We start from the raw sequence: 25557 nt of genomic DNA, 5'->3' as shown, positions 1-25557 counted from the left end.
ATCCTAGGTCGGCCCCCTGTGCCGCCGCCCCGCCGAAACGCCACCGATTCGACAACCCGCCACGTGATCTCGTGGCGGGTTGTCGAAGATGTGGCGTCGTGACGACGTCTAGGCGCCGCGCCGCAGGGCGACGGCAGACGCGTGGGAGACGATCGTGCCCGGAGAGAGTCCAGCCAGGAGCGCTCGCAGGGTGACGAGATGACGCGCGGTCGAATCGAAGCGAGCCCGATCCTCAGCCATGACGAAGGCCCCTTGGCAGACCCTCTGAGCCAGTCCGCGCCGAGCATCGCGCCTCAGCGCCTCGGCCTCGCGGCTCCTGCTGCCGAGCGCCGCCGCGAAGATGATGGAGGAGAAGATCCGGCCGACCATGACATCCACCGTGTCCGACGTCGATGCGCGATCCGCACCTCCTCGGCTCCGCTGTGGACAGGCAGACGGCGTCGCGGTCTGGGGAGGGAGAACCGGCACGCAATCCGCCACGGAATCGACACGCCGCCAGCGGATCCGGTGGCGGCGTGTTGAATCGGTGGCGGATCGCCCTGGCGTCGAGGGCGCGGGCGCGGGTGTGCGCGGGCGGGCGTTACGCGCCGGTCACCTTGCCGGGGTTGAACACCCGCCCCGGGTCGGCGGAGTCGAAGAGCCCCTGCATGACGGCGACGCCCTCGGGCGAGACGTCCTGGGACATCCACGGCTGGTGCTCCAGGCCGACGCCGTGGTGGTGGCTGACGGTCGCGCCGGTGTCGATGAACGCCTGCTGGATGGCGTGCTTGACGACGTCGTACTCGGCCTCGGCGTCGGAGCCGTGCTCGAAGGCGAACGTGAAGTACAGGCACGCCCCCGAGTGATACGAGTGCGACAGGTGGCCCATGATCCAGCCCTGCTTGCCGATCTGGTCGAAGGCCTGGTTGGCGGCGGCGTACACGCGGGACGAGACGTCGCGCAGCTTCGACCAGGGGGCGGCGGTCTCGCTGACGTCCGCCGCGCCTCCGTGGTCCATGAAGAAGTCGCGGAGGTAGGGCGTGTCGAACTTCTTCTGGTCGTAGAGCTTGCCCGGGCCGGTGCCGACGCTCATGCCGCGGTTCGCCTTGACGATGTTCGCGACCGTCTTCTGCGTGCGTGCGACGTGCTCGGGGCTGCCCTCGTAGCCGATGAACGACAGGCACATCGCGTCGACGTCCCAGCCCTTCGCCTTGAGCAGGGTCGGCAGCAGATCGGTGATCTTCTGCGAGATGCCCTTGCCGGGCTTCGAGGTCGCGAACGAGAAGGCGGTCTCGTGCGCGTCGCTGACGCGGGTCACCGAGGGGTGCGCGTCGCTCTCGGCGATCGCCTGCATGGCGGCGAGGCCGTCGTGCCACGACGGGAAGAGGTAGGCCAGGATCTCGCGCTTCTCGGGCAGGCGGTGCACCTGGGCGGTCACCTCGGTGATGACGCCGAGGCGCCCCTCCGAGCCGATGATCATCTCGCGGAGCGACGGCCCCGTCGAGGCGCTCGGCACGGCGCGGATCGCGAGCACGCCGCCGGGGCGCACGACGCGCAGCCCCTTGGTGATGTCGGCGATGTCGCCGTACTTGTCGCTCTGCATGCCCGACGAGCGGGTGGCGACCCAGCCGCCCATGGTCGAGTGGGTGAAGCTGTCGGGGAAGTGCCCGAGGGTCCAGCCGCGGGCGTTGAGCTGCGCCTCGAGGTCGGGGCCCTGGCCGCCGGCCTGGATGCGGGCGAGACCGCTGTCTTCGTCGATGTCGAGCACCCGGTCGAGACGACCCATGTCGAGCGAGATGACGGTGCGGGTCTCGGTGGTGATCGGCTCGAGGCTGCCGACGATGTTGCTGCCGCCGCCGAAGGGGATCAGCACGAGATCGGACGCGACGGCGAGGTCGACGATGCTCTGCACCTCGGCCTCGTCGGCCGGGTAGACCACGACGTCGGGCACGCGCTCGAGGATCCCGGCGCGGATGCGGATGAGATCGCGGATGCTCTTGCCGTAGGTGTGGACGACGCGGTCGTGGTCGTCGGTGGCGACGGCCCCGGGTCCGACGATCTGCTCGAGCGACTCGACGACCTCGGGGGCGGCGATCGAGGCCGGGACGACGAGGTCCGCGAAGTCGAGACCGGTGTCGTGCCCCTCCGACAGCTCGACGCCGACGATCTTCTTGACGAACGGCGCGAAAGCGGGCTTGTCGTGGTGGTGGAAGGCGACGCCCTCGACGCCCCAGCCCCACCACTTCATGTGCTTCACGGCTGCGACGGTGTCGCTCTTCTGCTGCTGGACGTCGGTCACCGATGTGCTCCTTCGGACGGGTTGTCAGGCCCCAGGATACGGGCCGTGTTGGCGTCGCGGAGACGCATGACCTCGGCGCGGACGCGCGTCGAGAAGGCCGCGCTGCTCTCGCCCTCGAGCGGCAGCATGGGGTCGCCGAACGCGACCCCGACCGGCAGCCGGCCGGGTCTCGGCCAGTTCGAGCCGCGGGGGTGGGCGATGTTCGCGCCGATCAGCGCGAGGGGCACGACGGGCACGCCGCAGGCCGAGGCGAGGGCGGCGGCGCCGGGCTTGAAGTGCCCCACCGCGCCGTCCTTCGAGCGGGTCCCCTCGGGGAACACGAGCACGGGGTAGCCGCGCTGCAGCAGCGACTTGGCGCTGACCGTCGGGTGCCCGGCGCGTCCCCTCGCCGCGGCACGGGCGGCGGCGCGGCGTCGGGCCGAGCTCTGCGGCGTCGAGCCGGCCGAGGCCCCCTCCGAGGAGGCGCGGGTCGCGTCGGCCGCGGAGGCCGGCGCCCCCGAGCCCCGCTGCACCGGGAACGCGTTGAAGAACAGCTCCGTCAGCTGGCGGCGCCACGGCACGTCGAAGAAGTAGTCGGCCGCCGCGCCCGTCGCCAGGTACCGGGCGAGTCGCCGAGGGAGGGCCCCCAGGATGAGCGGGGCGTCGAGGTGGCTCGAGTGGTTCGCGACGACCACGAACCCGCCGGAGAGACCGTCGAGGCGGTCGCGGTCGATGACGGTGACGTCGGTGATCGACCAGATGGTGGGCTTGAGCACCATGCGCTGGGCGACGTAGCGCGCCATGGCGTGCCGGCGCGAGCTGAACCGGTCGCGGGCGTCGGTGGCGACGTCGCCGGCACGCTGGGCGACGGCGTCGAGGCGGGGGTGCTCCCGCTTGTCTCGGGGAGTCACTGCTCGACGGGCTTCCGCCGACTCGACGAGATGCGTCCCGAGGCGGCGCGGACGGCGCTCCGCGGAGCGTGCCTCACCAACCAGAACAGCACCCGGTACCGAACCGTGGGCATGGAGACCACCTTGCCTTCGTCGACGTCGCGCAGACACGCGGTCACGAGGTGTTCGGCGCTGAGCCACAACGCGTTGGGTATCGACGACGACCGGATGCCGGCGCGCTGATGGAACTCCGTCCGCACCCAGCCGGGCAGCAGGGTCGTCACGCCCACGCCCGTGCCCTTCAGCTCGACCGACAGGCTCTCGCCGAACGACGTGGCCCACGCCTTGATCGCGCTGTAGCCGCCCATGGTCATGAAGCCCGCGGTGCTCGACACGATCACGATGCGACCACGGCCCCGGAGGCGCATGGCCCGTGCCCCGGCGCCCGAGAGCACCAGCACGGCGCGGCACATGACCTCGAACGCCGCGTCGTGCGCGGCGACGTCGGTCGAGGACAACGGGGTGTGCACGCCGAAGCCGGCGTTGTTGACGAGGAGGTCGATGGGCGCCGAGGCGTCTTCGAGGCGGGCCGCGACGCGGTCGACGTCGGCGCGGTCGCCGAGGTCGGCCTGGAGGACCTCGACGCGCCGTCCGAGCGCGCGCAGCTCGGCCGCCGAGGAGTCGAGTCGCGAGAGGTCTCGAGCGACCAGGACGATGTCCCAGCCGCGCGAGGCGAGTTGGCGGGCGAATTCGGCTCCGATGCCGGATGTGCCCCCGGTGACGAGCGCTGTTGCCATGCCGCTTACGATACGGTCTGTAGGGCTCGCAGCGTGCATCGTGCCCGAACCACCACACGAGAGCGTCACGAGAGGATCGCAGGTCTTGAGCACCCGCAGTGACCCCTACGACTCCACCGACTTCGACATCCGCGAGTTCACCCTCACGGCGCAGGGCGCGTTCCGCGACGAGCTGGAGCTCGACTCCTTCGCGACGACGCCCCTCGACGACGACTCACTGCGCCTCCTGCGTCATCTCGGCCGCCTCGAGAGCGCCACGATGGAGCACCTGCGCAACCTGCTCGTGACCGCGACGCACAAGGACGCCCGGGTGACGGCGTTCCTCGTCACATGGGCCTTCGAGAAGTTCTGGATCGCCGACGCGATCGACGCCGTGCTCCAGGCGCACGGGCTCCCCCGCCTGAAGGAGGTCGACGAGGGCCCCCGGCGGCACAGCGCCTCCGACGCCGTCGAGCGCCGGGGCCCGATCACCCGGGCGATCGAGGCCATGGGCAAGGGCGTTCCGATCGTCGCGGTGCACATGACCACGGGTCTCGTCGACGAGTGGGTCCTGGGCGACGCCTACGAAGTCCTCGTCGAGCGCGCCGCCGACCCGGCCCTGTCGGCCGTCGTCGCCCGCATCCGGACCGTCAAGTCGCGTCACGAGCGCTTCTTCGACATCGAGTCGCGCTGGCGCCTCGACGACTCGCCCCGCGCGGTCAAGCAGACCCGCGCCTCCCTCGCCACCGCCGTCTGGCCGATCGGCGCCGTCGAGCGCGCCGACGCCGAGCGCACGTTCTTCGACACGATCGTCTACGGCGGGGCCGCAGGTCACGTGCGGGCCGACGCCGTCGGCGACCGCGTCGCCGGGCTCCCGGGGCTCGACCCCTCGATCGGATCCGCCGTCACACGAAAGCTCACCGCATGACCACCGCCCTGCCCTCGTCCGCTCCCGGCTCGACCGAGACGAGCCTCGGTTCGTCGCACGTGCTGCTCACGGGCGGCACGGGCTTCGTCGGACAGGCCATCCTCGAGCGTCTCCTGTCGACGCACCCCGACACGACCGTGACGCTGCTCATCCGCCCCAAGGCGGGCACCCCGGCCCTCGGTCGCCTGCGGCACCTGCTCAAGAAGCCGGTGTTCGCCACGTGGCGCGACCGCGTCGGACCGGCCGAGGTCGAGCGGGCGCTGACCGAGCGCCTCCGGGTCGTCGAGAGCGGGCTCGGATCGCTGCCCGATCTGCCCGCCGACCTCGACGTGGTCATCCACAGCGCCTCGACGGTGTCGTTCGATCCGCCGATCGACCAGGCGTTCGACACCAACGTCGGCGGCGCCGTCGGTCTGTACGAGGCCCTCGGCCGGGCCGGCGGCGACCCGCACGTCGTGCACGTCTCGACGGCCTACGTCGGCGGCATCCGCAAGGGCGTCTTCCCCGAGTCGGCGCTCACGCACGAGGTCGACTGGCGTGCCGAGTACGCCGCGGCGCGCGACGCCCGCGCGCGGGTCGAGGCCGCGTCGCGTCAACCCGAGACCCTCCGCCGGTTCCTGGCCGAGGGTCGGACGGGTCACGGCAAGACCGGCCCGCAGGCCGTCTCGACCGCAGCCGAGGAGGCGCGGGTCGCCTGGGTCGCCGCCCGTCTCGTCGACTACGGGCGCACCCGAGCCGAGACCCTCGGCTGGACGGACGTCTACACGCTGACGAAGGCCTTCGCCGAGCGCGCCGCCGAGGAGCTCTGGGCCGCGAAGGGCCACCGCCTCTCGGTCGTGCGCCCGGCCATCGTCGAGAGCGCCCTGCGCCATCCCTTCCCGGGGTGGATCGACGGCTTCAAGGTCGCCGACCCGCTGATCATGTCGTACGCCAGGGGTCTGCTGCCCGAGTTCCCCGGGGTTCCCGACAGCGTGCTCGACGTCGTGCCGGTCGACTTCGTGGTGAACGTCATCCTGGCGGTCGCGGCGAACCCGACCCGCGCCTCCTCGGAGTCCGCCGGGTCCGGCTCGGAGCCCGCCGGCGACGCGCAGTACTTCCATGTGGCGTCGGGCAACAGCAACCCGTTCCCGATCCTGCGGATGTTCGAGAACCTCAACACGTTCTTCACCGCGAACCCCCTGCCGCGCGACGAGCACACGTCGATCCCGGTGCCGACCTGGAACTTCCCGGGGGTGCGCAAGGTCGAGGGCGCCATCCGCATGAAGCAGCGCACGAACGACCTGCGCGAGAGGGTGCTCACGCGCCTGCCGTCGAACGCGCGCACCCGCAGCGCGCTGACGGCCGTGCAGACCCGCCGCGGCGATCTCGAGTCGCTGCAGAGCCTGACCGACCTCTACCGGCACTACGTGCAGTCCGAGATCATCTTCGACGACCGTCGCACCCGCGCCCTCCACGCCGGCCTGCCGGCGGGATCGCCGGCCGGCATCGGCTTCGACGTGACCGACATCGACTGGGAGGACTACTTCCAGACCGTCCACTTCCCGTCGATCACGGCGATGACGCGCGCGTTCTCGGTGCGCCCGGCGGCCGCCGGCGCGGTCGCCGACACCAAGGCGCTGCCCCGGCGCGACGACGTCGTCGCCGTCTTCGACCTCGAGGGGACCGTGCTCGACTCGAACATCGTCGAGCAGTACCTGTGGGTCCGCTCGAACGGGTTCCGCAAGGCGGCGTGGCCCGGCGAGGTCGCGAGTCTGCTGACCGGCCTGCCGGCCTATCTGCGGGCCGACGCCCGTGACCGCGGCGAGTTCATCCGATCGTTCCTGCGGCGCTACAGCGGCATGCCCGTCTCGCGGCTGCAGAACGTCGTCTCGTCGAGCGGCTACGCGGAGACGGTGCGACGGCACACCCTGCCCGACGCCCTCGCGCGGATCGCCGAGCACCGGGCCGCCGGTCACCGCACCGTGCTGGTGACCGGGTCGATCGGCACGCTCGCCGCCCCGCTCGCGTCGCTCTTCGACGAGGTCGTCGCGAGCACCATGCACTCGCGTGACGGCGTGTACACCGGGTACCTCGCGCAGCCCCCGCTCGTCGACGAGGCGCGAGCCGCCTGGCTCACGCAGTACGCGACCGAACGGGGGGTCGATCTCGCAGGTTCGTACGGATACGGTGACTCCCACGCCGACCTCGTCTGGCTCGAGCTCCTCGGCAACCCGTCAGCCGTGAACCCCGACGCCAATCTCGCACGCGAAGCGCTCCGAAGAAGATGGAGCATCCGCGACTGGACTCGTGGCGGCATCACAGCGAAAGGAGACGGAGGCAGGGCCTGACGCCCGCGCCTCCTGAACACGGCATGGCATTCGACATCGACAAGTTCGCCGCGACCAGCGAGCGGATCACGTGGGACGACCTCGACCTCGACCACTTCAAGAAGAACCCCCTGTCGGCCGATTCGCTGCGCACCCTGCGGTACATGGCCGACGTCGAGTACCACACGGTCTGCTACACCCGGGACCTGCTGACGACGCCCTCGCACAAAGAGGACGACGTGTCGACCTTCATGACGATGTGGAACCGCGAGGAGTTCTGGCACGGCGAGGCCCTCGCCGCCATCCTCGAGGTGCACGACATCAAGGTCGACTACGACCAGCTGCGGGCGAACCGCCTGAAGCTCGGCTGGCGCGACCGCCTCGACCCCGTCAAGCAGGGTCTGCTCGGCAAGTTCGTCGGCTCCGACTTCGTGGCCGTCCACATGTCGTGGGGCGCTGCCAACGAGTACTCCGCCGTCGCCGCCTACAAGCGCATGGCCGAGCTCGAGCAGGACCCGGTGCTCGCCGAGCTGCTGCGACGCATCGCCAAGCAGGAGGCGCGGCACGTGGCCTTCTACGTGTCGCAGGCCCGAGAGCGCCTGATGAAGAGCAAGAAGGCGCAGAAGCTCACGCGCTTCCTGCTCTCGAAGGTGTGGGCCCCGGTCGGGTCGTCCATCATGGAGCTCGACGACGTGAGGTTCGTCTTCGGTCAGCTGATGAGCGGCGTCGACGGTCGCAAGGCCGCCGCGAAGCTCGACCAGAACATCTCGAACCTCCCGGGGATGAGCGGGCTGACCATCTTCCAGAAGGCGCTCGACGGCCTGGGCGTGCGCGCCGACGGCGCCGCGCCGTCGGCGAACGGGTCGGTCGCCACCGCGTGAAGACGAGTCATCTGAGGCACTTCCTCGTCGCGGCCGAGGTCCTGCACTTCCCCGTGGCCGCCGACAAGCTCGGCATCTCGCGTCAGAAGCTCGAATCGTCGATCGAGGCGCTCGAGCTCGAGTTCGGGCAGCGGCTGTTCGATCGCGACGCGGCGCCCTACCGCCTGACCAAGGCCGGGCGGGCGGCGATCGAGGTGGCCGAGGCCGAGCTGGCGAGCCCGTCGACGCCACCCGCGCCTCCTGCACCCCCGGCGGGCGGCAAGGCCAAGGCGAGCAAGGGCAAGGGTCGCACCCCGGCGGTCAAGGGCCAGCCCAAGCCCTTCAAGAAGCGTCAGGGGCGCTGAGGCGCTAGCGGGCCGCGAGTCGTCCGGCCGCGTCCGACGCGTCGGAGTCGTCGCCCGGACGGATCCTCAGCTCGCGCTGCACGGCGAGGGCCAGCTCGCGCAGCAGCACCAGATCGACGCCCTCGGAGCCCCGGGGCTCGGCGTCGACGACGCAGAGGGCGCCGATGCGCACCCCGTCGTCCGTCTCGATGGGGTGCCCGGCGTAGAAGCGGATCGCCGGATGCGAGACGAAGCGGTCGTCGCGCCAGGCGTCCGGCACGACCAGGGGCCTGCCGCTGCGGATCGTGTGGGCGCAGAACGAGTCGGCCAGGGGCAGCTCGATCCGCGACGATCCCGAGACGGCCTTGTTCCAGTGCCGATCGTCGGTGATCAGAGAGAACGACGCGCCCTGCGTGCCGAGGAGGATCCTCGCCCGGTCGACGATGTCGTCGAACCTCTTCTCGGCCGGGCTGTCGAGCAGACCCAGCGCGCGGATGGCCTCCACCCGCCGCTCGTCGCTCTGCGGCGCGTGCCGGGAGGCGCGGGCGCTCCGCCCGTCGGCCAGCGCCGAGTCGACGAGCGGTGCCGCGACCTCGGCGAGCGCGGAGCCCCAGGCCTGGTACCGCCCCGCGTCGCGGGAGAGAGCGTCGGTGGCGTCCGGCATCGCGGGCGCCGGCATGACGTGCGTGGTCGGCCGGGTCGCGCAGAGCGCACGGGTCGTCTCGTTGAGAAGCGCGGCGTGCCGATCCACGAGGCCCCCGGGCACGGCGCCGAAACCGGACACGCTGCTCGGCGGCTGGATCCCGGCGACGATGATGCTCGCCGTGGGGCTCGTCACCTGCTCGACGGCGTCGAGCAGGTGAGAGAGCGATCGACGCCACTTGTGCGCCGGCAGCAGGGTGAGGGCGTCGCTCATGCCCACGACGACGACCACCACGTCGTAGCCGCAGAGCTCCCGGTCGGGGAGGTGGTCGGCGGCGTGCTCGATGGTCATGTCCGGGTCGGCGACGACGTCCACGTCGGCGCCGCGGCCGGTCAGCGTCGAGAGCCGCCGGGCGAGATGCCCGGGGATCGCGAGGTCGTGGCATCGGACGCCCCAGCCCACGGCGGGGCCGTTGCCGAAGACCAGCACGCGGTCGGGGTCGACGCCGGGGGCGTGGACGTGCGGGTCGTCGTCGGGGCGGGGCCGCATCCTGAGGTCGTCGACGACCCTGTACCGACTCCTGAGGAAGGCGCGGAGCACCCGCTGCCTGATGCTGGTCATGGTCTGATCTCCCGATCCCCAGGGCGCCCAGGGCGGTCTCGGCGCGACGAGGCGGTCTCCCTCGTCGTCTGAACGACCAACTATCCGCCGTCGCGGGGGCGGCCTCAACCCCCCGTCGGGGGCGTGGTCGATCGCGCGGCGAGGGCGGCGAGGTCGTCGCCGAGGCCTGCCAGCCGGGACTGCTTGTCGTCGCGGTAGTCGTCGTCCACGACGACCTGTCTCGCACGGACGCGGGTGACGACGGCCGAGCCGACGTCTCCCCAGGCCCGCTCGACCGCCGCCGCGACGATGCCGTCGACGTGGTCCGGGTCATCCCGCAGGGCGTCGAGACGGTCGGCGACGGTGACGTAGGCGTTCTCGCGGAACCAGAGGGTGTCGTCGTCCCCCGGCCGGTAGTCGTGCTGGTGACGGGATCGACCGCGGGCTCGGAGGGCCTTCGCCCGCTCGCCGGCGATCCGCGTGTTCTGCGCCCGCTGCTCTTCGGCGAGGCGGTGCAGGGTGCGCCGGACGGCCGCGGCCGTCTCGTCGTGGTCGAAGACCTCGTTGTCGCGCAGGGCGTGCACGACGATGCGATTGGCGACCGTGACGACGGCGGCGGCCCGGGCGATGAGGAGCGCCTCGACGACGGCCCTCTCGAGGGCGGCGGGATCGACCGGCGCCGGCGTCGGCGTCGGCGTGTCGCTGCGCTTCTTCCCCCACATCATCGCGGGACTCCCTCTCGTGGCGGTGCCTGGCTTCGTGCCGCGTCGATCGCAGACGGCGTCCTCACATTAAAGACCTCCCGTCCCGGGGCCGACGAATCGGCGCGGGACGGGAGGCTGCGGGTCGCGATGCGGGAGGCGCAGGTCGCCCTCGCGCCCTCGCCACGGGCCCTCAGGACGCGGCGGGCTCCTGCGACGCGGCGGCCGTGGTCGTCTCGCGGACGAAGTCGTCGAGATCATCGGGGGTCCGCGACGTGACGAGGGTGAAGCCCTCCTCGACGTCGGTCACGACCGAGCGGTCGGTCCAGGACCCTCCGGCGTTGCGGATGTCGGTGGTCAACGAGGCGAACGAGGTGAGCTCCTTACCCTTGACGAGGTCGGCCTCGACGAGCAGCCAGGGCCCATGGCAGATCGCCGCGATGGGGCGGCCGCTGCTCGCGAACGCGGACGCGATCGAGACGGCGCCGGCGTCCTGGCGGAGGGTGTCGGCGTTGATCGTGCCGCCGGGGACGAGCAGGAGGTCGAACTCCGAGGCGTCGACCTCCTCGATGGTGGTGTCGGGGAGGACGGACTCGCCCGGGTCCTTGTCGCCGACGAGCGTCTCGACGGGGGCGGTCGACTGCGCGGCGACGACGACGGTCGCGCCCGCGTCGCGCAACGCGCGGGTCGGGACGACGAGCTCGTCCTGCTCGACGCCGTAGTTCGTGACGATAGCGAGGACGCGACGTCCGGTGAGATCGGTGCTGGCCATGAGGACCCTCCTTCTGGCCCGTCGGGACGGGCCGGTCGACTACCCGTCCCGTCTACGCCCCGAGGCTGGGTCCGCCCTCCGCGGGCTGTCCCCCGGGGTCGACCCGCGCCTCCCGGGTCCCGTCAGCTGGCGAGCAGGGCGCGCGCGGTGCCCTCGTCGATGATCAGGTCGGTGACGAGGCCCGCGGCCAACGTGCCGCGGACGGCCGCGACCTTGGCCGTGCCGGCCACGACGCAGACGCGACGGGGCACCCGGCGGATGGTGGCGAGGTCCGGTCCGCTCCCGCGCGCGTTGAGCGCGATGTCCACCGACGAGCCGTCCTCGCGGAAGAACACCGTCGCGACGTCGCCCACCACGCGGTCGCGCTCGAGGCTCGCCTGATCGCTCTGCTCCAGGTACGCGCCCGAGTAGACGTGGCTGGGCACGAGCGCGCCGCGGGCGCCGACGCCGAAGACGACGAGGTCCATGCGCTCGTGGAGCTCGAGCACGCGCCGGGTGCTGCGTTCGCGCCACAGGGCGCGCTTCGTGGCCGGGTCGTCGAAGAACGCCGGCACCGGGAACTGCTGGATGACGGCGCCGTACGCGTGGCCGAAGCGTCGCAGGATCTCGCTGGCGTACTCGATGCCCGACGTGCGGGTGTTCGCGGCGCCGTTCAGCTGGACGACGATCGAGTTGTGGGTCGCCTTGGGCACGAGGCACCGGCTGACGGCGCTGAGCGTCGAGCCCCAGGCGACGCCGATGACCATGTTCGAGTCGACGTACGGCGTGAGCGTCCGTGCAGCGGAGAGGGCGACGCGATCGAGGCGGTCGACGTCGCTGGCCTGGTCGGGCACGGGCACGATGTGCGCCACGACGCCGAAGCGGTGCCGCAGGGCCTCGCCCACCACGGTGGCCTGATCGAGCGGCGACTTGATCTGGATGTCGACGAGTCCGGTGTCGCGAGCGGACTTCAGGAGGCGCGAGACGGACGAGCGGGACGTCCCCAGCTCGTGGGCGATCGCCTCCATCGTGAGGTCCTGCATGTAATAGAGGTGGGCGGCGCGCAGGGCGTCCTGGGTCTTGTCGGCTGAGAGCAGATCGGTCACGACGGCCTCCGTGCACGTTTGTGCAGTTACGTTGCACCCTTGGGAACATGGGTCGACGATAGACGATACCGGCGAGAGCTGCCGGCCGACATCGTCGGACACACGCAACGCGAAAGAAGCTCCCAGTGACTGCGTCAAAGAAGACTGAACCCGCACGACCCAACGTCGCCCGCATCATGGACCGCCCCACGGCCAAGGTCCTCGTCGTCGGCGGCGGCATCAACGGCATCGCGACGTTCCGGGACCTGGCGCTCCAGGGCGTGGACGTCGTGCTGGTGGAGCGCAACGACTACGCCTCCGGCGCGTCGGCCGCCTCGTCGCACATGATCCACGGCGGCATCCGCTACCTCGAGAACGGCGAGTTCCGCCTCGTCCGCGAGAGCGTCGAGGAGCGCAACGGCCTCCTCAGGATCGCGCCGCACTACGTCAAGCCGCTGCAGACGACGATGCCGATCTTCTCGACGTTCTCGGGCATCCTCAACGCGCCCCTGCGCATGCTGACCCACAAGCAGCGCTCGACGAAGGAGCGCGGTGCGCTCCTCATCAAGGTCGGCATGACCCTGTACGACTCGTTCTCGCGCGACGGCGGCTCGGTCCCCCGCCACCAGTTCCGCACGGGCAAGGCCGCGCTGAACGACATGCCCGCCCTGAACAAGGACGTCAAGTACACCGGCACCTACTACGACGCCTCGGTGCACGAGCCCGAGCGTCTCGCGCTCGACGTGCTGAAGGACGGACTCGCCGCCGGCGAGCACGCCCGCAGCGCGAACTACGTCGAGGCGATCGGCTCGCGAGACGGCGGCTTGCTGCTGCGCGACGTCGTGAGCGGCGCCGAGTTCGTCGTGACGGCCGACGTCGTCATCAACGCCTCCGGCCCCTGGACCGACCTCACCAACGCCGCGTTCGGCGGGGAGTCCGCGTACATGGGCGGCACCAAGGGCTCGCACATCGTCGTCGACAACGCCGAGCTGCTCGAGGCGACCCGCGGTCGCGAGATCTTCTTCGAGAACGACGACGGCCGCATCGTGCTCATCTACCCGCTCAAGGGCCGCGTCCTGATCGGCACGACCGACATCGACGCCGACCCGTCGCAGCCGGCCGTCTGCACCGAGGAGGAGGTCGACTACTTCTTCGACCTCGTCAAGCACGTGTTCCCGCAGATCGACGTGACGCGCGACCACATCGTCTACCGCTACTCGGGCATCCGCCCGCTGCCGCGGCACGAGGACACCGCGCCCGGGTTCGTCTCCCGGGACTACCGCATCGTCGAGACGCCCATCGCCGGCCTGCCGTCGTCGACGGTGCTCAGCCTCGTGGGCGGCAAGTGGACCACGTTCCGGGCCCTGTCGGCGCACCTGTCGACCGAGGCCACCACGCGGCTCGGCGTCACGCGGACGGTCGACACGACGGGCATGGCGATCGGCGGTGGCAAGGACTTCCCCGCCACCGACGCCGCTCGCACCACCTGGGTCGCGGCGCACGCCGACGGCCTGGACAAGGCGCAGGTCGACCGGCTGCTGACCCGCTACGGCACCCGCGCCTCCTCGGTGATCGACGTGCTGCTCGACCAGCCGTCGGAGCCCCTGGCCAGTCACCCGGAGCTGACGCGCGCCGAGATCGCGTACTTCGCCGAGCACGAGGACGCGGTGCACCTGTCGGACGTCGTCCTGCGGCGGACCAACCTCGCCTTCGTCGGCGGGGTGACCATCGAGCTCCTCTCGGAGATCGCCGACGTCCTCGGCGAGGCCCTGGGCTGGGACGCCGACCGTCACGAGTCCGAGATCGAGGCGACCCTCGAGGTGCTGCGGACGTCGCACGGCGTCGAGGTCCCCTCGCAGCACGTCCCGAGCTCGACCGGCACCCCGGCCGCCTCGTGACCCCCGCGCGTCGGGTCCCCTGAACCGGTCCGACGCGCCCCCGAGACCCACCCTCCGCGAACTCGCGGCGGGTGGGTCTCGTGCGTCCGGGCGTCGGAGGACTCGGTTAGAGTCGTTCCCACACACCTGTGATGAATGGAGCCCGCATGCCGATCCCCAGTTCGCCCCCGGCAGCCGAGCGGCAGCTGCTGCGCGACACGGTCCGGGCGCGCATCCGCGACGCCATCATCGACGGCACGCTCGAGCCCGGCGAACGCCTGCACGACGACGAGCTCATCACCTGGCTCCAGGTCTCGCGCACCCCGATCCGCGAGGCCCTCGGCGACCTGGTCCGGGCGGGCCTGGTCGAGATGGCCCCCAACCGCTACACGCGGGTGGCCACGCCGAACGCCGACGAGGCGGTCGAGGCGGTCCAGACCCTCGGCGTGCTCTACGGCGGCGCCGTCCGCCTCGCGGTCCCCCGACTCTCGGCTTCGGTGCTGAAGCAGATCACGACCGCCATCGACGGCTGCCTCGTCGATCTCGAACGCGAGGACGGCCCCGCCCTCAACGCCCACGCCGTGGCACTCTTCGCCCTGTACGTCGAGCAGTGCGGCAACAGCGCGCTCCAGCGGGTCTGCCGCGACGTCACCGACGGCCTCGCCTACAAGCTCCGCGTGCCGAACATCGTCGAGGTGCTGCAGTGGTCCGACATGCCCGAGTCGTTCCGGCTCCTCCGTCAGGCCACCATCGACCGCGACCCGATCACGGCCGAGCTCGCGGCGGAGGCGCTGCACGAACTGCCCGGGGCGAGACCCGTCCGCTGACCGGTCCGGGGCGTCCACCGCGCCGACTACTCTTGTCCCGACCGATTGGACACCACCGCCGTGACAGACATGAGCCTCCGGCTCCCGACGACCCGGTTCCGGGCCGTCTTCGCCCTGGGCCCGCGGCCCGCTGCCGCCCTCCCGGTGCCCACCACGCTCGGCAAGCCGAACCTGTACGGCGAGTTCGACGACGAGACGGGGCAGAGCACCCTCTACGTCGGGTTCGGCACCGGGCAGATCCATCTCGAGTCCGACGGCACGGGCATCGCCTTCCACTATCACGACGTCTCGGGCGACGACACCGACGTCAGCCCCTGGAACACCGCCGACACGCGCGCCCTGGTCGCGTGGTCGAGTCAGCTGCTGACCGACTTCCACCGACTGCTGCCCGCCGTGCTCGACGACGTCGACGACGCGGCCGCCTGGCATGACGCCGGCTTCGACCTCTGGGTCTGCGAGATCGAGGAGCCCACGAAGCTCGACCTGATCGAGGTCGACATCGAGGGCGAGCTGCTGACCCTCCCCTGGCTCGGCGCGGGCCACGTCGAGCACGACCACGTCGAGGAATCACCCCGCGGCGCGCGCGACGACTCCGCCGACGACGACCGCGAGCACCCCATCGCCCTCCTCTGGACCGCAGACCCCGGCACCGAGCCCGATCGCGCCATCGCCGAGGCCTGGTTGCGGCCCGGCACCGAGCAGCCCGTCACCCGGGCGCTGCCGGGCGTCGACTGGGAGGCCGTCGGCTGGCCGGCGGAAGAGGTCCTGTCGTGGCTCGAGGGCATCTACCTGAACCACCACGTGCTGCCCGACCCGGCGGGCACGATCCTCACGGGCGTGCTCGAGCGGCTCGGCGGCATCGACGGCACCGACTGACGGGCCACGGCAGGCCGGTTCGTCGCGACGCGATCCGCCCCACCCCTGCCTGAAGTCCGGAATTCGAGCCGCCGAACTTCTCTGATCAGGGCTTTCTCGCCTCTGAGGGCTCTCGGGGCATGGCAGGATCAGGACGTCCGTCGGCACCGCAGCCGCGCCTCCTCGTCTCCATCGCGCCCGGCTGCGCGAGCACGTCCGCGTGCGCCCGCTGAAAGGTCGTGCCTCCATGTCGTTCTGGACCCTCCTCCTGATCGCCGTCGGCGTCTCCGCCGACGCCTTCGCCGTGGCGCTCGGCAAGGGGCTGCACATGCGGCGCTTCTCGCTGCGCGACGCGGTCGTCATCGCCGTGACCTTCGGAGCCTTCCAGGCGGCGATGCCGCTCGTCGGCTGGCTGCTCGGGTCGGCGTTCTCGTCGTCCATCCGCGACGTCGACCACTGGGTCGCGTTCGGGCTGCTCGGACTGATCGGCGGGAAGATGCTCTACGAGGCGTTCTCGAAGAAGGCCGACGATGACGAGGACACCGACCGCCTGCGGCTCCGCGAGCTGATGGTGCTCGCCGTCGCGACCAGCATCGACGCTCTCGCCGTGGGCGTCACGCTGGCCTTCCTGCCGGTGTCGATCGGCGGCGCGGTCGCCCTCATCGGGGTGACGACCACGATCGTGGCCTTCGTCGGAGTCGTCATCGGGCGTCGCGTCGGTTCCCGCTTCGGGCGGCCCGCCGAGATCGCCGGCGGGGTTATCCTCATCCTGATCGGCCTGAACATCCTGCTCGACCATCTGGGCGTCCTCGGCTGATCCGCCCGCTCATCGTCGGCACGGCACCCCGGCCGACGCGAGCACGGCCCGCAGTCGTGCGGGCTCGCGGAGATCGGACCAGACGCAGCGCACGAAGCCGGCCACGTCGGGATGCGCCCGGATGGCGTCCTCACGCAGCCGCTCGTCGACGGCGACCTGCTCGGGCGTCCGGGGTCCGACGTGCCGACTCCGTGTGAAGCGCGCCGCCCCGTCGAACTCGAGCACGACGCCGTGCTCCGCGAACCAGAAGTCGACCCGGGGATCGAAGCTGCCGTCGGAGTGGAACCGGTGCTGGAGGACGGGCTTCGGCGCTCCGATGCGCGCGAGGACCACCCGGGCCAGACTCTCGCCGGGCGAGTCGGCGAGCGGAGAGGCGAAGGCGAGCGCGGTCAGCGCGGCCACCCGCGACCGCGCCCGGGGCCGAGCCCTGATCAGGGCCTCCACATCGGCGACGGCCACGAGATCACGCCGGAGGAGATCGTCGAGGACGACCACGGTCTCGGCATGCTGCTGCGAGAGCGCCAGATCCGCCGCGGTCCGGGTCGGCGACGTCACCGGGACGCCCGACACCAGCCACGTGTCGAGCGGATCGAGCGTCTGGGCGTGCTTGACGACGTGCGCGGTGGCCTGCGCGCGGATCCGCGCCGGATCGGTCACGTGCACGCGCGGCGGCCAGCCCCGCAGGCCCGGACACCGGTGGAGGGCCGCGGCCGTCTCGTGACTCGCGACCAGTCGTGCGCCGAGCCGGGGCATGGCCGCCAGCGCCTTGACGACGTGTCGTCGACGCGGCGTCAGACGGGTCCACTCGCCGTGGGTCACGTAGACGCCCGGGTGGACGGGACGGTAGCCCCCTGCGCCGACATGCTTCCTGAGGGCAGCGGCCTCGCGAGGCTCCATCTCGCTCACTCGATACAGGGTCGGAAACATTTCAGATGTCATGCATAGAGATTGTCCAATTGTCGCGAGCCACGCCACCGTCCCGACGCCCGGATCTCCGCTGAAACCAGGCAAAAGACGTCAAACCACCGACGGGTGCTCTCGGACCGGACGCGGACGGCGCCCCTCGGCGACTCCCGGACGACGGACGGCCCGCACCCCTGCCGACGAGACGACGAGGAGGTGCGGGCCGGGTGCCCGAGGAGGGCCTACTTCGCGAGGAACGCGAGCACGTGCTCGTTCCACTCGTCGCGGTGCGACACGGTGAGGCCGTGGGGTGCGCCCTCGATGACGACGAGCTCGCTGCCCGCGATGGCCTCGTGGGTCCGCTTGCCGCTGACCTCGAAGGGGACGATCGCGTCCGAGTCGCCGTGGATGACGAGGGTCGGAACGGTGATCTTCGTGAGGTCGTCGCGGAAGTCGGTCGTGGCGAAGGCCACGGTGCAGTCGAGGGTGCCCTTCGGCGATGCGCTCTCGGCGATGGCCAGGTTGTAGGCGAGCTGCTCGTCGCTGACCTTGGGCTTGTTGATCAGAGACGGGCTGCCGGCCGTGAAGAACATGGTCAGGAACTGCTTGAGGAACTTCGGGCGGTCGCTCGTGATGCCGTCGTGGAACCACGCTGCGAGGTCGTCGTCCACGCCGCCGTCGGGGTTGTCGGACGCCTTGTAGAGGTAGGGCGGCACGGCGCTGGCGAAGACGAGCTTCGAGATGCGGTCCTGGCCGTAGAGGCTCACGTACCGCGCGAGCTCCCCGCCGCCCATGGAGAAGCCGACGAGCGTCACGTCGGTGAGGTCGAGGGTCTCGAGGAGGGTGTTCAGGTCGGAGGCGAACGTGTCGTAGTCGTAGCCGCTCCACGGCTGAGACGACTTGCCGAATCCGCGGCGGTCGTAGGTGATGACCCGGTGACCCGCCTCGACGAGCGCGGGCACCTGCCCCTCCCAGGAGCGGCCGCTCAGCGGCCAGCCGTGGATGAGGACGACGGGCTTCCCGGTGCCCGCCTCTTCGTAGTACAGCTCGACGTCGGTGCCGGACGGGTCGGAGACGGGGAGGAGGGGCATGGGATTCCTTCGGTCGGTCGGATGAGACGTGTCTCGACCCAACACCCCGATCCTGAGGCGGGGCCGAGGCGACTCAGCGACGCCACCAGGTGTCGAACGGCGACGCCGGCACCCGGCGCTTGTGCTCGGTGGCGAGATACCGCGCCTCGATGACCTCGGCCACGTCGTCCGCCACGTCGCCGCCCTCGAGATACGCGTCGATGTCGGCGTACGTGAGCCCGAGGTTGGCCTCGTCGGTCTGACCGGGGGTCTCGTCGAGGAGGTCGGCCGTCGGCGCCTTCTCGTACAGGCGCGCAGGGGCCCCGAGGTGCGCCAGCAGCGCCTTGCCCTGTCGCTTGCTGAGGCCGGTCAACGGCACGAGGTCGACCCCGCCGTCGCCGTACTTGGTGAAGAACCCGGTGAGCGCCTCGGCCGCGTGATCGGTGCCGACCACGAGCAGCCCGCGCTCGCCCGCCAGCGCGTACTGCGCCACCATGCGGGTGCGGGCCTTGACGTTGCCCTTCGTGAAGTCGCTGAGCGCCGCCCCGGTGGCGTCGGCGTAGTCACGTGCGATGCCGTCGACGCCGTGCTGGATGTTCACCGTCACGCCCTCGGCCCCGGCGATGAAGCTCAGGGCGAGCTGGGCGTCGTCCTCGTCGGCCTGCACCTTGTAGGGCATCCGGACGGTGACGAGCTCGGCGCTGCCCCCGTCGGCGCGGACGCCCTCGACCGCGAGCTGGCAGAGCCGTCCGGCGAGCGTGCTGTCCTGGCCGCCGCTGACGGCGAGCACGAAGCCGGCGGCGCCGGTCTTCTCGAGGTAGTCGCGCAGGAACGCGACGCGCGTCTCGACCTCGGCGGCCGGGTCGATGACGGGGCGGACGGACAGCTCGGCGATGATCTCGGCCTGGAGTGCTCTCATGCCAGAACGATACCCATCGCCGCCGGAGATGGGCAGACCGGGATCCGGTGCACCGGCCGAGGAGGCGCGGGTCAGCTGGACCGGCCCAGCGCGATGAACGCCGCGGCGACGAGTCCGAGTCCGGCGACGGTCATCGCGCCGATGAGGATGGTGAAGAAGAGCTCGGTCATGGGGGCCTCCGTGCGATCGGGTCCGGGTTCGCGGACGATCCTGTCATGGGCCGCATGGTAGAACGGTGGCCGGACCACCGAGAGGCACCTGTGCAGTCGACCCGCACCTCCTTCCGTACGATGCTCGGGCTCGCCGCGATCATCGTGGCCGGCGTCGGGCTCGGGGGCTGCGCCGACTCCGCGGGCCCCGACGGACCCCGGGGCAGCGCCGGGGCGTCCGAGCTCGAGAGGCTCCTGCCGGAGCCCGGCGACGTCACCACCGCGAGCGGAGACGACGGCGGCGCCTGGGAGCTCGCGCAGGCCGCGTCGTCCGACGGCTCGCCCGCACCCTCGGAGCGCGAGTCGAGCTCCGGGTCCGGGATCGACGACGGCCTCGGCGTCTGCGCCATGGACTTCCGCAGCTTCACCGAGTCCGAGACCCTGCCTTCGGCGTCCGCCGTCTTCACGCGCGACCGGCAGCAGTTCACGACCGGCGTCGTGTCGCGCGACGACGCCGACGAGTACGTGGCGGCGCTCCGCGACGAGCTGGCGGGCTGCCCCGAGACGACGACCGCGGGGGTCAGCGGCACCGAGAGCACCTTCGCGCTGACGCCCTTCGACGAGACCCTCGCGGGCTCGGCGGGCGCCACGGACGGCGACGCGGTCTGCTTCACGTACGCCGCCTCGTTCGGCGGGGCCCCCGGCCGCGGTCACGCCTGCCAGGTCGCGCAGGGCGATCTCGTGACGCTGTCGTGGGTGCTGGCGCCGACCGACCGCGAGGCCCTCGACGCGGCCGCCTTCGCGCGCCTGGTCGACCTGTCGGTGGCGACCGCCGCCTCCTGAGGCACGCCGCGCCGTCGCGGTCCGGGTGGCGCGAGATGCGCGCACCCGCTTGACTGGGGGTCGACGACGCGCGACGCGTGTCGTCCAGGTCGAGCAGCGAGGCCCGGTCCCGTGAGCTCGACGTTCGACGACGAACGATCCGAGAGGACCCCATGGCCGCCAGCCCGGACGCCCCGCGCACCGACGACCTGACCACCCCCGTCTCCGCCAGGCGGTGGCGCATCATCGGACCCGGCCTCGTCGTCGCGGCCACCGGGATCGGGGCGGGCGACCTCGTCGCCACCCTGGTCGCGGGGTCGCGCTTCGGCTACGCGCTGGCCTGGACGGTGGTCATCGGCGTGGTCATCAAGATCGCGCTCGTCGAGGGGGCCGGCCGGTGGTCGCTGGCGACGGGGCGGACGATCTTCGAGGGCTGGCGGTCGCTCGGCCGCTGGACGAGCGTCTACTTCGGCGTGTACATCGTCGTCTGGGGCTTCGTCTACGGCGCCGCGGCCATGAGCTCGTCCGCGCTGCCGTTGCAGGCGCTGTTCCCCGAGGTCGACCTGAAGGTCTTCGCCATCGGAGCCGGGGTGCTCGGCGGCGTGATGGTCTGGTTCGGCCGGTACTCGTTCTTCGAGAAGATCATCGCGTTCTTCGTCGGTGTGATGTTCATCACCGTCGTGGGGTCGGCGATCGTGACCCTGCCCAACCTCGGCGACATCCTGGTCGGTCTCGTGCCGACCATCCCCGAGAACGGCCTGGTCGTGGCCCTCAGCGTCACCGGCGGCGTCGGCGGCACGATCACCCTCGCCGCGTACGGCTACTGGCTGCGCGAGAAGGGCTGGAACAGCCCGGGGTGGATGCGCGTCATGCGCCTCGACAACGGCGTCGCGTACGTGGTCAGCGGCGTCTTCGTGTTCTCGATGCTGGTCGTCGGCGCCGAGCTGCTGCACTCGGCCGACATCGCCCTGGCCGACGGCGAGGGCGGACTCGTGCAGCTCGCGGCCGTGCTCGGCGAGCGATACGGCACGTTCATGACGTGGTTCTTCCTGATCGGGTTCTTCGCGACGTCGTTCTCGTCGATCCTCGGGGTGTGGAACGGCGTCTCGCTGATGTTCGCCGACTTCGTGGGCGCCCTGCGCGGTCTCGACGCCGACGATCCGCGTCGCCGCATCGGCGGCACGTACTACCGGGCGTTCGTGATCTGGCTGACGGTGCCGCCGATGGCGATCCTGTTCCTCGACCGGCCCATCGGCCTCATCGTGCTCTACGGCGTGCTCGGGGCGCTCTTCATGCCGTTCCTCGCCATCACGCTGCTGTGGCTGCTGAACTCGTCTCGGACGCCCGCCGAATGGCGCAGCCGCTGGCTGAGCAACTCGATGATGACGATCTGCGCCGTGCTGTTCGTCGTGCTGGGGGTGCAGCAGCTCGTGACCGAGGTCGGCAAGTTGTTCGCCTGACCGCACGACGAGCGGAGAAGCCGAGGAGGCGCGGGTCATGTCGACCCGCGCCTCCTCCGTGTTCTGATGCGACTAGTCCGCGGTGTTGAAGCGGATGGTCTCGCTGCCGTTGGCGATGTCGGCGCGCTCGCTCGTGACCGTGAAGGTCACGGGGTCGGTGCCGACCCAGCGGCGCACGGTCCAGGAGCCGTCGTACTGCACGGTCGCGACCGACGGCGCGGCGTTCGTGCCGTCGCTGACGGAGACCTTCGACCAGGTCGTGCCGGTGCCCGTGAAGGTCACGTAGCCGGCCGCGGTGTGGCTCGCGCCGTCGAGGGGCGACGTGACGGTCAGATCACCCTGAGGCACCTGGTCCGAGAACAGACGCAGGGTCTGCTTCGTCTCGTCACCGGTGGTCGGGGTGTGGGTCACCGTGAGGGTGATGAACCCGTTGCCGAGCCACCGCGGGATGCTCCACTTGCCGCGGCTGTCGACCTCGGTCTCGAGCGGCGCCAGACCCGGCGCGGTGATCGTGACCGTGTCACCTGTCGTGCCCGTTCCCGTGAACGCGACGTTGCCCGGGGTGAACGTTCCGCCGTCGGTGTGGCTGCCGATCGTGAAGTCGCCCACGACGTCGCCCACGTTGAACTCGATCGTCTCGCTGCCGTTCGCGATGTCGGCGCGCTCGCTCGTGACCGTGAACGTCGTCGCGCTCGTTCCGACCCACCGGTTGACCGTCCACGAGCCGTCGTACTGCACGGTCGCGGTCGAGGGTGCGGTGGACGTGCCATCGCTGATCGAGATCTTCGACCAGGTCGTGCCGGTGCCGGTGAAGGTCACCCAGCCCGCCTGCTCGTGGCCCGCGCCGTCGATGGGACTCGTGACGGTCAGGTCGCCCATGGGGACCTGGTCCGAGAACAGACGGAGGGTCTGCTGCGACTCGTCACCGGTCACCGGGGTGTGAGTGACGGTGAAGGTGATGAACCCGTTGCCCAGCCACCGCGGGACGGACCACTCACCCGCGGCGTTGACCGTCGCCTCGATGGGCGCCAGACCCGGCGCCGTGAACGTGACCTTGTCACCGGTCGAGCCCTTGCCGCGGAACGTGACGTTGCCGGGGGTGAAGGTGCCGCCGTCGGTGTGACTGTCGAGGCTGAACGCCTGACCCGAGACACCGGTGTTGTACTCGATCGTCTGCGAGCCGTTCTGCACGTCGGCACGTGACGAGGTCACCGTGAAGGTCGTCTTCTCGGTGCCCACCCACCGGCGCGCCGACCAGGTGCCGTCGTACTGCACGGTCGCCGTCGTGGCGGGCACGTCCGAGCCGTCGCTGATCGACACCGTCGACCACGTCGTACCCACACCGGTGAACGTCACCCAGCCCTGCTGACCGTGCCCCGCACCCGCGGCCGGGCTCGTGACCGAGAAGTCCTGCTCGGCGACGGCATCCGAGAACAGACGGATCTTTCCGATCGTGTTCTCACCAGAGGCCGCGACCTGCGTCACCGACATCGTGTACGCGGCGTTGCCGAGGTATCGGACGGCGCTCCACGTGCCGTCCGGGCGGACCTCCGTCGAGACACCCAGGCCCGTGCTCGGCGCGACCGTCACGGTGGCACCGGGCGTGCCGGTCCCTGAGAACGTCACATCACCCGGGGTGAACGTGTCGCCATCCTCGAGGTTGTCGAGAGTCACGTCCGAGTAGTCGAGTTGCCCTGAGCCGAGACACCCGAGAACACGAAGCCCATCTCGTTGCCGGACACGTCGAACGCATCAGCGGCCGTCTCGACCTTGACGGTGTACTCGATGTCCCGGTCCGCTGCGGCGCCGATGGGGCTGTCGGTGTTGTCGAACGTCAGGGTCTTGCCGCCGTTCGAGACGACACCGCCCTTGAGGTCGTAGCCATCCCAGACCCGCCAGTCGTTCTCGGTCAGGATCTTGTACCGGCTCGCAGCGGTCGCCTGCTCGGGGAACGTGGTCCCCTCGGGTGCGGTCAGCACGACCTTCGGCGCGAAGTTCGTGTGAGCCTGGGTGTTGCGGACCATGAACTTCACATCGGAGGTCTCACCACGAACCAGCTCCGTGGCCGGGACCTCGAGCGCGGTGACGGAACCGAGTTGCCCTGAGCCGAGACACCCGAGAACACGAAGCCCATCTCGTTGCCGGACACGTCGAACGCATCAGCGGCCGTCTCGACCTTGACGGTGTACTCGTAGTCACGGTTGGCACCGACCGAGATCCCCTGGCCGGTGTTGTCGAAGGTCAGGGTCCTGCCGTCGTCCGAGACGACGCCGTTGCGCAGGACGTTCTCGTCCCAGCGACCCCAGATCTCACCATCAGGAGCATCGCGGTAACGCGACGTCGCCGTCGCCTGCTCGGGGAATGTGGTCCCCTCCGGCGCGGTCAGCACGACCTTCGGCGCGAAAATCGTGTGAGCCTGGGTGTTGCGGACGACGAACTTCACATCCGTCACGGCACCGCGCACCAACTCGATCGACGGCACCTCGAGCGCCGACACCGAACCGAAGTCACCGGGAATCGAAACAGGGGCGCCGCCCGTCGCTTCAAAGGCACCCTGAGCCGACGTTCCCGAGTAGACGAAACGCATGGTGTTCGCACTGACGTCCAGGGCGTCAGCCGTGGTCTGGACCTTGACGGTGTATTCGTAGTCGCGGTCGGCGCTGATGTTGACCGGGGCCGCACTGTTGTCGAAGGTCAGAGTCCTGCCGCCGTCCGACACGACGCCGTTGCTCAGGTCGAGACCGGCACCCGTGCCCCAGAACCCATCGGGGGCGGCACGGTAGCGAGCCGAGGCGGTCGCCTGCTCGGGGAACGTCGTCCCCTCCGGAGCGGTCAGCACGACCCTCGGGGCGAAACCGGTCTTCGCCTCGCTGTTGCGGACGACGAACGTGACGTCCGACACCTCACCGCGCTTCAACTCGACCGAGGGGACCTCGAGCGCCGACACCGAACCGAAATCGTTCGTCGTGGCCTGGCGCGTCTCACCGACCGAGGCGTCCGAGGTGCTGGCGGGGCTGGTCACGCTGACCGAGGAGGCGGGGGCCGCGACGGCACCGGGCCCGAAAGCGAGTCCCGAGACGACGGTCGCGGTGGCGAGCGCCGCAGCGCCGGCGCGCTGAGAGAGCTTTTTCTTCGACATGTGGTGTGTTGTTCCTTCTTCTGTAGTGGCCCCGAGTTCTCGGAGCGGGGAGTGGGCCGGTCTGCGGACGACCGGACGGAGGAGAGCCTTAGCGGGAACCGACCTCGATGTCGTCGGCTCCGGTGGGCACCTCGGGGGCGTCGCCGCCGTGGGTGACCGTGTTGCCGAACGACAGGTTGGTGATCGTCTCGACGGAGTCGACGTCGATGGTGTTGCCGTCGCTCTCGACGATCAGGTTCGTGACGGGGCCGAGCGTGATGGTGTTGCCGGCGCCGATGATGTCGACCGTCTCGCAGCCGTCGGGCAGTGCGAACTCGGTGTCGTTGTCGACGAAGGTCGCGACGCCGTCGATGCACTCGCCGGTCGGCTTCGGGAACTCCGTGGCCGACGCCGAGGCGGACTCCGAGGAGGCGGGGGTCGGGGTGGACTTCTCGGCCTCGGTCGTGCCGCCGGTGCAGCCGGTGAGGGTCAGCAGGGCGAGACCGATGCCGGCGGAGGTGATGAGGAGCTTGCGGCGCATGATGATCCGTTCTGTCGTGCGGCGGCGGGCCGGGCGGCACGCCGAAGGAGGGGTGGAG

Annotated in this window: 25 protein-coding genes; 10 read left to right on the top strand and 15 right to left on the bottom strand. The window is 70.8% G+C overall.

The genetic code is table 11. The features are described 5' to 3' along the window. Positions 1-108: 108 nt before the first annotated feature. From ASF17_RS14750 to ASF17_RS14735, 4 genes are all read right to left on the bottom strand, one after another. Positions 109-369 (bottom strand): hypothetical protein, encoded by a 261-nt coding sequence (locus tag ASF17_RS14750; RefSeq protein WP_156357473.1) that lies wholly within the window; start codon positions 367-369, stop codon positions 109-111. 211 nt (positions 370-580) lie between these two features. Next, positions 581-2278 (bottom strand): FAD-binding oxidoreductase, encoded by a 1698-nt coding sequence (locus ASF17_RS14745; RefSeq protein ID WP_326934207.1) that lies wholly within the window; start codon positions 2276-2278, stop codon positions 581-583. Continuing rightward, positions 2275-3168, bottom strand: coding sequence for a lysophospholipid acyltransferase family protein (locus tag ASF17_RS14740; RefSeq protein ID WP_082475438.1), 894 nt, complete (start codon positions 3166-3168; stop codon positions 2275-2277). Before ASF17_RS14740 ends, ASF17_RS14745 begins: the two co-directional genes overlap by 4 nt. Continuing rightward, positions 3165-3944 carry an SDR family NAD(P)-dependent oxidoreductase gene (locus ASF17_RS14735; RefSeq protein ID WP_055801922.1) on the bottom strand — a complete coding sequence of 260 codons (780 nt, stop codon included), beginning with the start codon at positions 3942-3944 and terminating at the stop codon, positions 3165-3167. The genes ASF17_RS14740 and ASF17_RS14735 overlap by 4 nt, the downstream gene beginning before the upstream one ends. An 85-nt stretch (positions 3945-4029) precedes the next feature. Between ASF17_RS14735 and ASF17_RS14730 the strand changes: the two genes are divergently transcribed. The 4 genes from ASF17_RS14730 to ASF17_RS14715 are packed head-to-tail and all read left to right on the top strand — an operon-like array spanning position 4030 to position 8382. After that, positions 4030-4851 (top strand): hypothetical protein, encoded by an 822-nt coding sequence (locus ASF17_RS14730; protein ID WP_055801918.1) that lies wholly within the window; start codon positions 4030-4032, stop codon positions 4849-4851. Then, positions 4848-7178 (top strand): SDR family oxidoreductase, encoded by a 2331-nt coding sequence (locus ASF17_RS14725; protein ID WP_055801915.1) that lies wholly within the window; start codon positions 4848-4850, stop codon positions 7176-7178. Before ASF17_RS14730 ends, ASF17_RS14725 begins: the two co-directional genes overlap by 4 nt. 23 nt (positions 7179-7201) lie before the next feature. Then, on the top strand, positions 7202-8038 hold the full coding sequence (locus ASF17_RS14720; RefSeq protein WP_055801912.1) for a hypothetical protein: 837 nt from the start codon (positions 7202-7204) through the stop codon (positions 8036-8038). Continuing rightward, entirely contained in the window at positions 8035-8382 is a 348-nt protein-coding gene (locus ASF17_RS14715) for a LysR family transcriptional regulator (RefSeq protein ID WP_055801909.1), read from the top strand. The genes ASF17_RS14720 and ASF17_RS14715 overlap by 4 nt, the downstream gene beginning before the upstream one ends. Positions 8383-8386: 4 nt before the next feature. On the opposite strand, the gene ASF17_RS14710 is transcribed toward ASF17_RS14715, so the two are convergent. The 4 genes from ASF17_RS14710 to ASF17_RS14695 all read right to left on the bottom strand — a co-directional run bounded on the left by ASF17_RS14710 (position 8387) and on the right by ASF17_RS14695 (position 12099). Then, the gene (locus ASF17_RS14710; protein ID WP_156357472.1) at positions 8387-9625 is read right to left on the bottom strand and encodes a GAF domain-containing protein; all 1239 of its coding nucleotides are present in this window, start codon (positions 9623-9625) and stop codon (positions 8387-8389) included. Positions 9626-9729: 104 nt separating this feature from the next. Beyond that, positions 9730-10329 carry a hypothetical protein gene (locus ASF17_RS14705; RefSeq protein ID WP_055801902.1) on the bottom strand — a complete coding sequence of 200 codons (600 nt, stop codon included), beginning with the start codon at positions 10327-10329 and terminating at the stop codon, positions 9730-9732. 169 nt (positions 10330-10498) lie between these two features. Continuing rightward, positions 10499-11077 carry a type 1 glutamine amidotransferase domain-containing protein gene (locus tag ASF17_RS14700; RefSeq protein WP_055801899.1) on the bottom strand — a complete coding sequence of 193 codons (579 nt, stop codon included), beginning with the start codon at positions 11075-11077 and terminating at the stop codon, positions 10499-10501. Between the two features lie 122 nt (positions 11078-11199). After that, on the bottom strand, positions 11200-12099 hold the full coding sequence (locus ASF17_RS14695; protein WP_082475442.1) for a sugar-binding domain-containing protein: 900 nt from the start codon (positions 12097-12099) through the stop codon (positions 11200-11202). Between the two features lie 188 nt (positions 12100-12287). Between ASF17_RS14695 and ASF17_RS14690 the strand changes: the two genes are divergently transcribed. The 4 genes from ASF17_RS14690 (at position 12288) to ASF17_RS14675 (ending at position 16517) form a co-directional block, all read left to right on the top strand. Continuing rightward, positions 12288-14039: a glycerol-3-phosphate dehydrogenase/oxidase gene (locus ASF17_RS14690; protein WP_055801893.1), complete on the top strand. Its 1752-nt coding sequence runs from the start codon at positions 12288-12290 to the stop codon at positions 14037-14039. Between the two features lie 146 nt (positions 14040-14185). After that, positions 14186-14845: a GntR family transcriptional regulator gene (locus ASF17_RS14685; protein ID WP_055801890.1), complete on the top strand. Its 660-nt coding sequence runs from the start codon at positions 14186-14188 to the stop codon at positions 14843-14845. A 60-nt stretch (positions 14846-14905) separates the two neighbouring features. After that, positions 14906-15721 (top strand): hypothetical protein, encoded by an 816-nt coding sequence (locus ASF17_RS14680; protein ID WP_156357471.1) that lies wholly within the window; start codon positions 14906-14908, stop codon positions 15719-15721. 226 nt (positions 15722-15947) lie between these two features. Next, positions 15948-16517 carry a manganese efflux pump MntP gene (locus tag ASF17_RS14675; protein ID WP_055801884.1) on the top strand — a complete coding sequence of 190 codons (570 nt, stop codon included), beginning with the start codon at positions 15948-15950 and terminating at the stop codon, positions 16515-16517. Between the two features lie 9 nt (positions 16518-16526). On the opposite strand, the gene ASF17_RS14670 is transcribed toward ASF17_RS14675, so the two are convergent. The 3 genes from ASF17_RS14670 to nadE form a co-directional block, all read right to left on the bottom strand. After that, positions 16527-17423 carry a hypothetical protein gene (locus ASF17_RS14670; RefSeq protein WP_156357470.1) on the bottom strand — a complete coding sequence of 299 codons (897 nt, stop codon included), beginning with the start codon at positions 17421-17423 and terminating at the stop codon, positions 16527-16529. Between the two features lie 239 nt (positions 17424-17662). After that, positions 17663-18511 (bottom strand): alpha/beta fold hydrolase, encoded by an 849-nt coding sequence (locus tag ASF17_RS14665; RefSeq protein WP_055801876.1) that lies wholly within the window; start codon positions 18509-18511, stop codon positions 17663-17665. Between the two features lie 73 nt (positions 18512-18584). Next, positions 18585-19409, bottom strand: a complete 825-nt coding sequence (gene nadE / locus ASF17_RS14660) for an ammonia-dependent NAD(+) synthetase (protein WP_055801874.1) — start codon at positions 19407-19409, stop codon at positions 18585-18587. A gap of 260 nt (positions 19410-19669) precedes the next feature. Here nadE and ASF17_RS14655 point away from each other — a divergent pair, with 260 nt between their 5' ends. Both ASF17_RS14655 and ASF17_RS14650 read left to right on the top strand, forming a co-directional pair. Continuing rightward, positions 19670-20401, top strand: coding sequence for a hypothetical protein (locus ASF17_RS14655; protein ID WP_156357469.1), 732 nt, complete (start codon positions 19670-19672; stop codon positions 20399-20401). A 152-nt stretch (positions 20402-20553) separates the two neighbouring features. Further along, positions 20554-21840: an Nramp family divalent metal transporter gene (locus ASF17_RS14650; protein ID WP_055801866.1), complete on the top strand. Its 1287-nt coding sequence runs from the start codon at positions 20554-20556 to the stop codon at positions 21838-21840. A gap of 72 nt (positions 21841-21912) precedes the next feature. Here ASF17_RS14650 and ASF17_RS14645 read toward each other — a convergent pair whose 3' ends face one another. From ASF17_RS14645 to ASF17_RS14630, 4 genes are all read right to left on the bottom strand, one after another. Beyond that, on the bottom strand, positions 21913-23514 hold the full coding sequence (locus ASF17_RS14645) for a hypothetical protein (RefSeq protein ID WP_055801863.1): 1602 nt from the start codon (positions 23512-23514) through the stop codon (positions 21913-21915). Continuing rightward, positions 23511-23864, bottom strand: coding sequence for a hypothetical protein (locus tag ASF17_RS14640; protein ID WP_156357468.1), 354 nt, complete (start codon positions 23862-23864; stop codon positions 23511-23513). The genes ASF17_RS14645 and ASF17_RS14640 overlap by 4 nt, the downstream gene beginning before the upstream one ends. Positions 23865-23869: 5 nt before the next feature. After that, entirely contained in the window at positions 23870-24979 is a 1110-nt protein-coding gene (locus ASF17_RS14635; protein ID WP_055801857.1) for a hypothetical protein, read from the bottom strand. An 88-nt stretch (positions 24980-25067) separates the two neighbouring features. Then, positions 25068-25499: a DUF3060 domain-containing protein gene (locus ASF17_RS14630; protein ID WP_055801854.1), complete on the bottom strand. Its 432-nt coding sequence runs from the start codon at positions 25497-25499 to the stop codon at positions 25068-25070. Positions 25500-25557: the final 58 nt, after the last annotated feature.

The organism is Frigoribacterium sp. Leaf263 (genome assembly GCF_001422285.1).
In the GTDB taxonomy this organism is placed as follows: domain Bacteria; phylum Actinomycetota; class Actinomycetes; order Actinomycetales; family Microbacteriaceae; genus Frigoribacterium.
This window is presented reverse-complemented; position numbering and strand designations above follow the sequence as displayed.

Coding starts and splice junctions, on each gene's coding strand:
- ASF17_RS14750 (WP_156357473.1), bottom strand. CDS start 369: ATGGTCGGCCGGATCTTCTCCTCCATCATCTTCGCGGCGGCGCTCGGC.
- ASF17_RS14735 (WP_055801922.1), bottom strand. CDS start 3,944: ATGGCAACAGCGCTCGTCACCGGGGGCACATCCGGCATCGGAGCCGAA.
- ASF17_RS14725 (WP_055801915.1), top strand. CDS start 4,848: ATGACCACCGCCCTGCCCTCGTCCGCTCCCGGCTCGACCGAGACGAGC.
- ASF17_RS14720 (WP_055801912.1), top strand. CDS start 7,202: ATGGCATTCGACATCGACAAGTTCGCCGCGACCAGCGAGCGGATCACG.
- ASF17_RS14710 (WP_156357472.1), bottom strand. CDS start 9,625: ATGACCAGCATCAGGCAGCGGGTGCTCCGCGCCTTCCTCAGGAGTCGG.
- ASF17_RS14705 (WP_055801902.1), bottom strand. CDS start 10,329: ATGATGTGGGGGAAGAAGCGCAGCGACACGCCGACGCCGACGCCGGCG.
- ASF17_RS14700 (WP_055801899.1), bottom strand. CDS start 11,077: ATGGCCAGCACCGATCTCACCGGACGTCGCGTCCTCGCTATCGTCACG.
- ASF17_RS14695 (WP_082475442.1), bottom strand. CDS start 12,099: ATGCAGGACCTCACGATGGAGGCGATCGCCCACGAGCTGGGGACGTCC.
- ASF17_RS14685 (WP_055801890.1), top strand. CDS start 14,186: ATGCCGATCCCCAGTTCGCCCCCGGCAGCCGAGCGGCAGCTGCTGCGC.
- ASF17_RS14675 (WP_055801884.1), top strand. CDS start 15,948: ATGTCGTTCTGGACCCTCCTCCTGATCGCCGTCGGCGTCTCCGCCGAC.
- ASF17_RS14665 (WP_055801876.1), bottom strand. CDS start 18,511: ATGCCCCTCCTCCCCGTCTCCGACCCGTCCGGCACCGACGTCGAGCTG.
- nadE (WP_055801874.1), bottom strand. CDS start 19,409: ATGAGAGCACTCCAGGCCGAGATCATCGCCGAGCTGTCCGTCCGCCCC.
- ASF17_RS14650 (WP_055801866.1), top strand. CDS start 20,554: ATGGCCGCCAGCCCGGACGCCCCGCGCACCGACGACCTGACCACCCCC.
- ASF17_RS14640 (WP_156357468.1), bottom strand. CDS start 23,864: ATGGTCCGCAACACCCAGGCTCACACGAACTTCGCGCCGAAGGTCGTG.
- ASF17_RS14635 (WP_055801857.1), bottom strand. CDS start 24,979: ATGTCGAAGAAAAAGCTCTCTCAGCGCGCCGGCGCTGCGGCGCTCGCC.
- ASF17_RS14630 (WP_055801854.1), bottom strand. CDS start 25,499: ATGCGCCGCAAGCTCCTCATCACCTCCGCCGGCATCGGTCTCGCCCTG.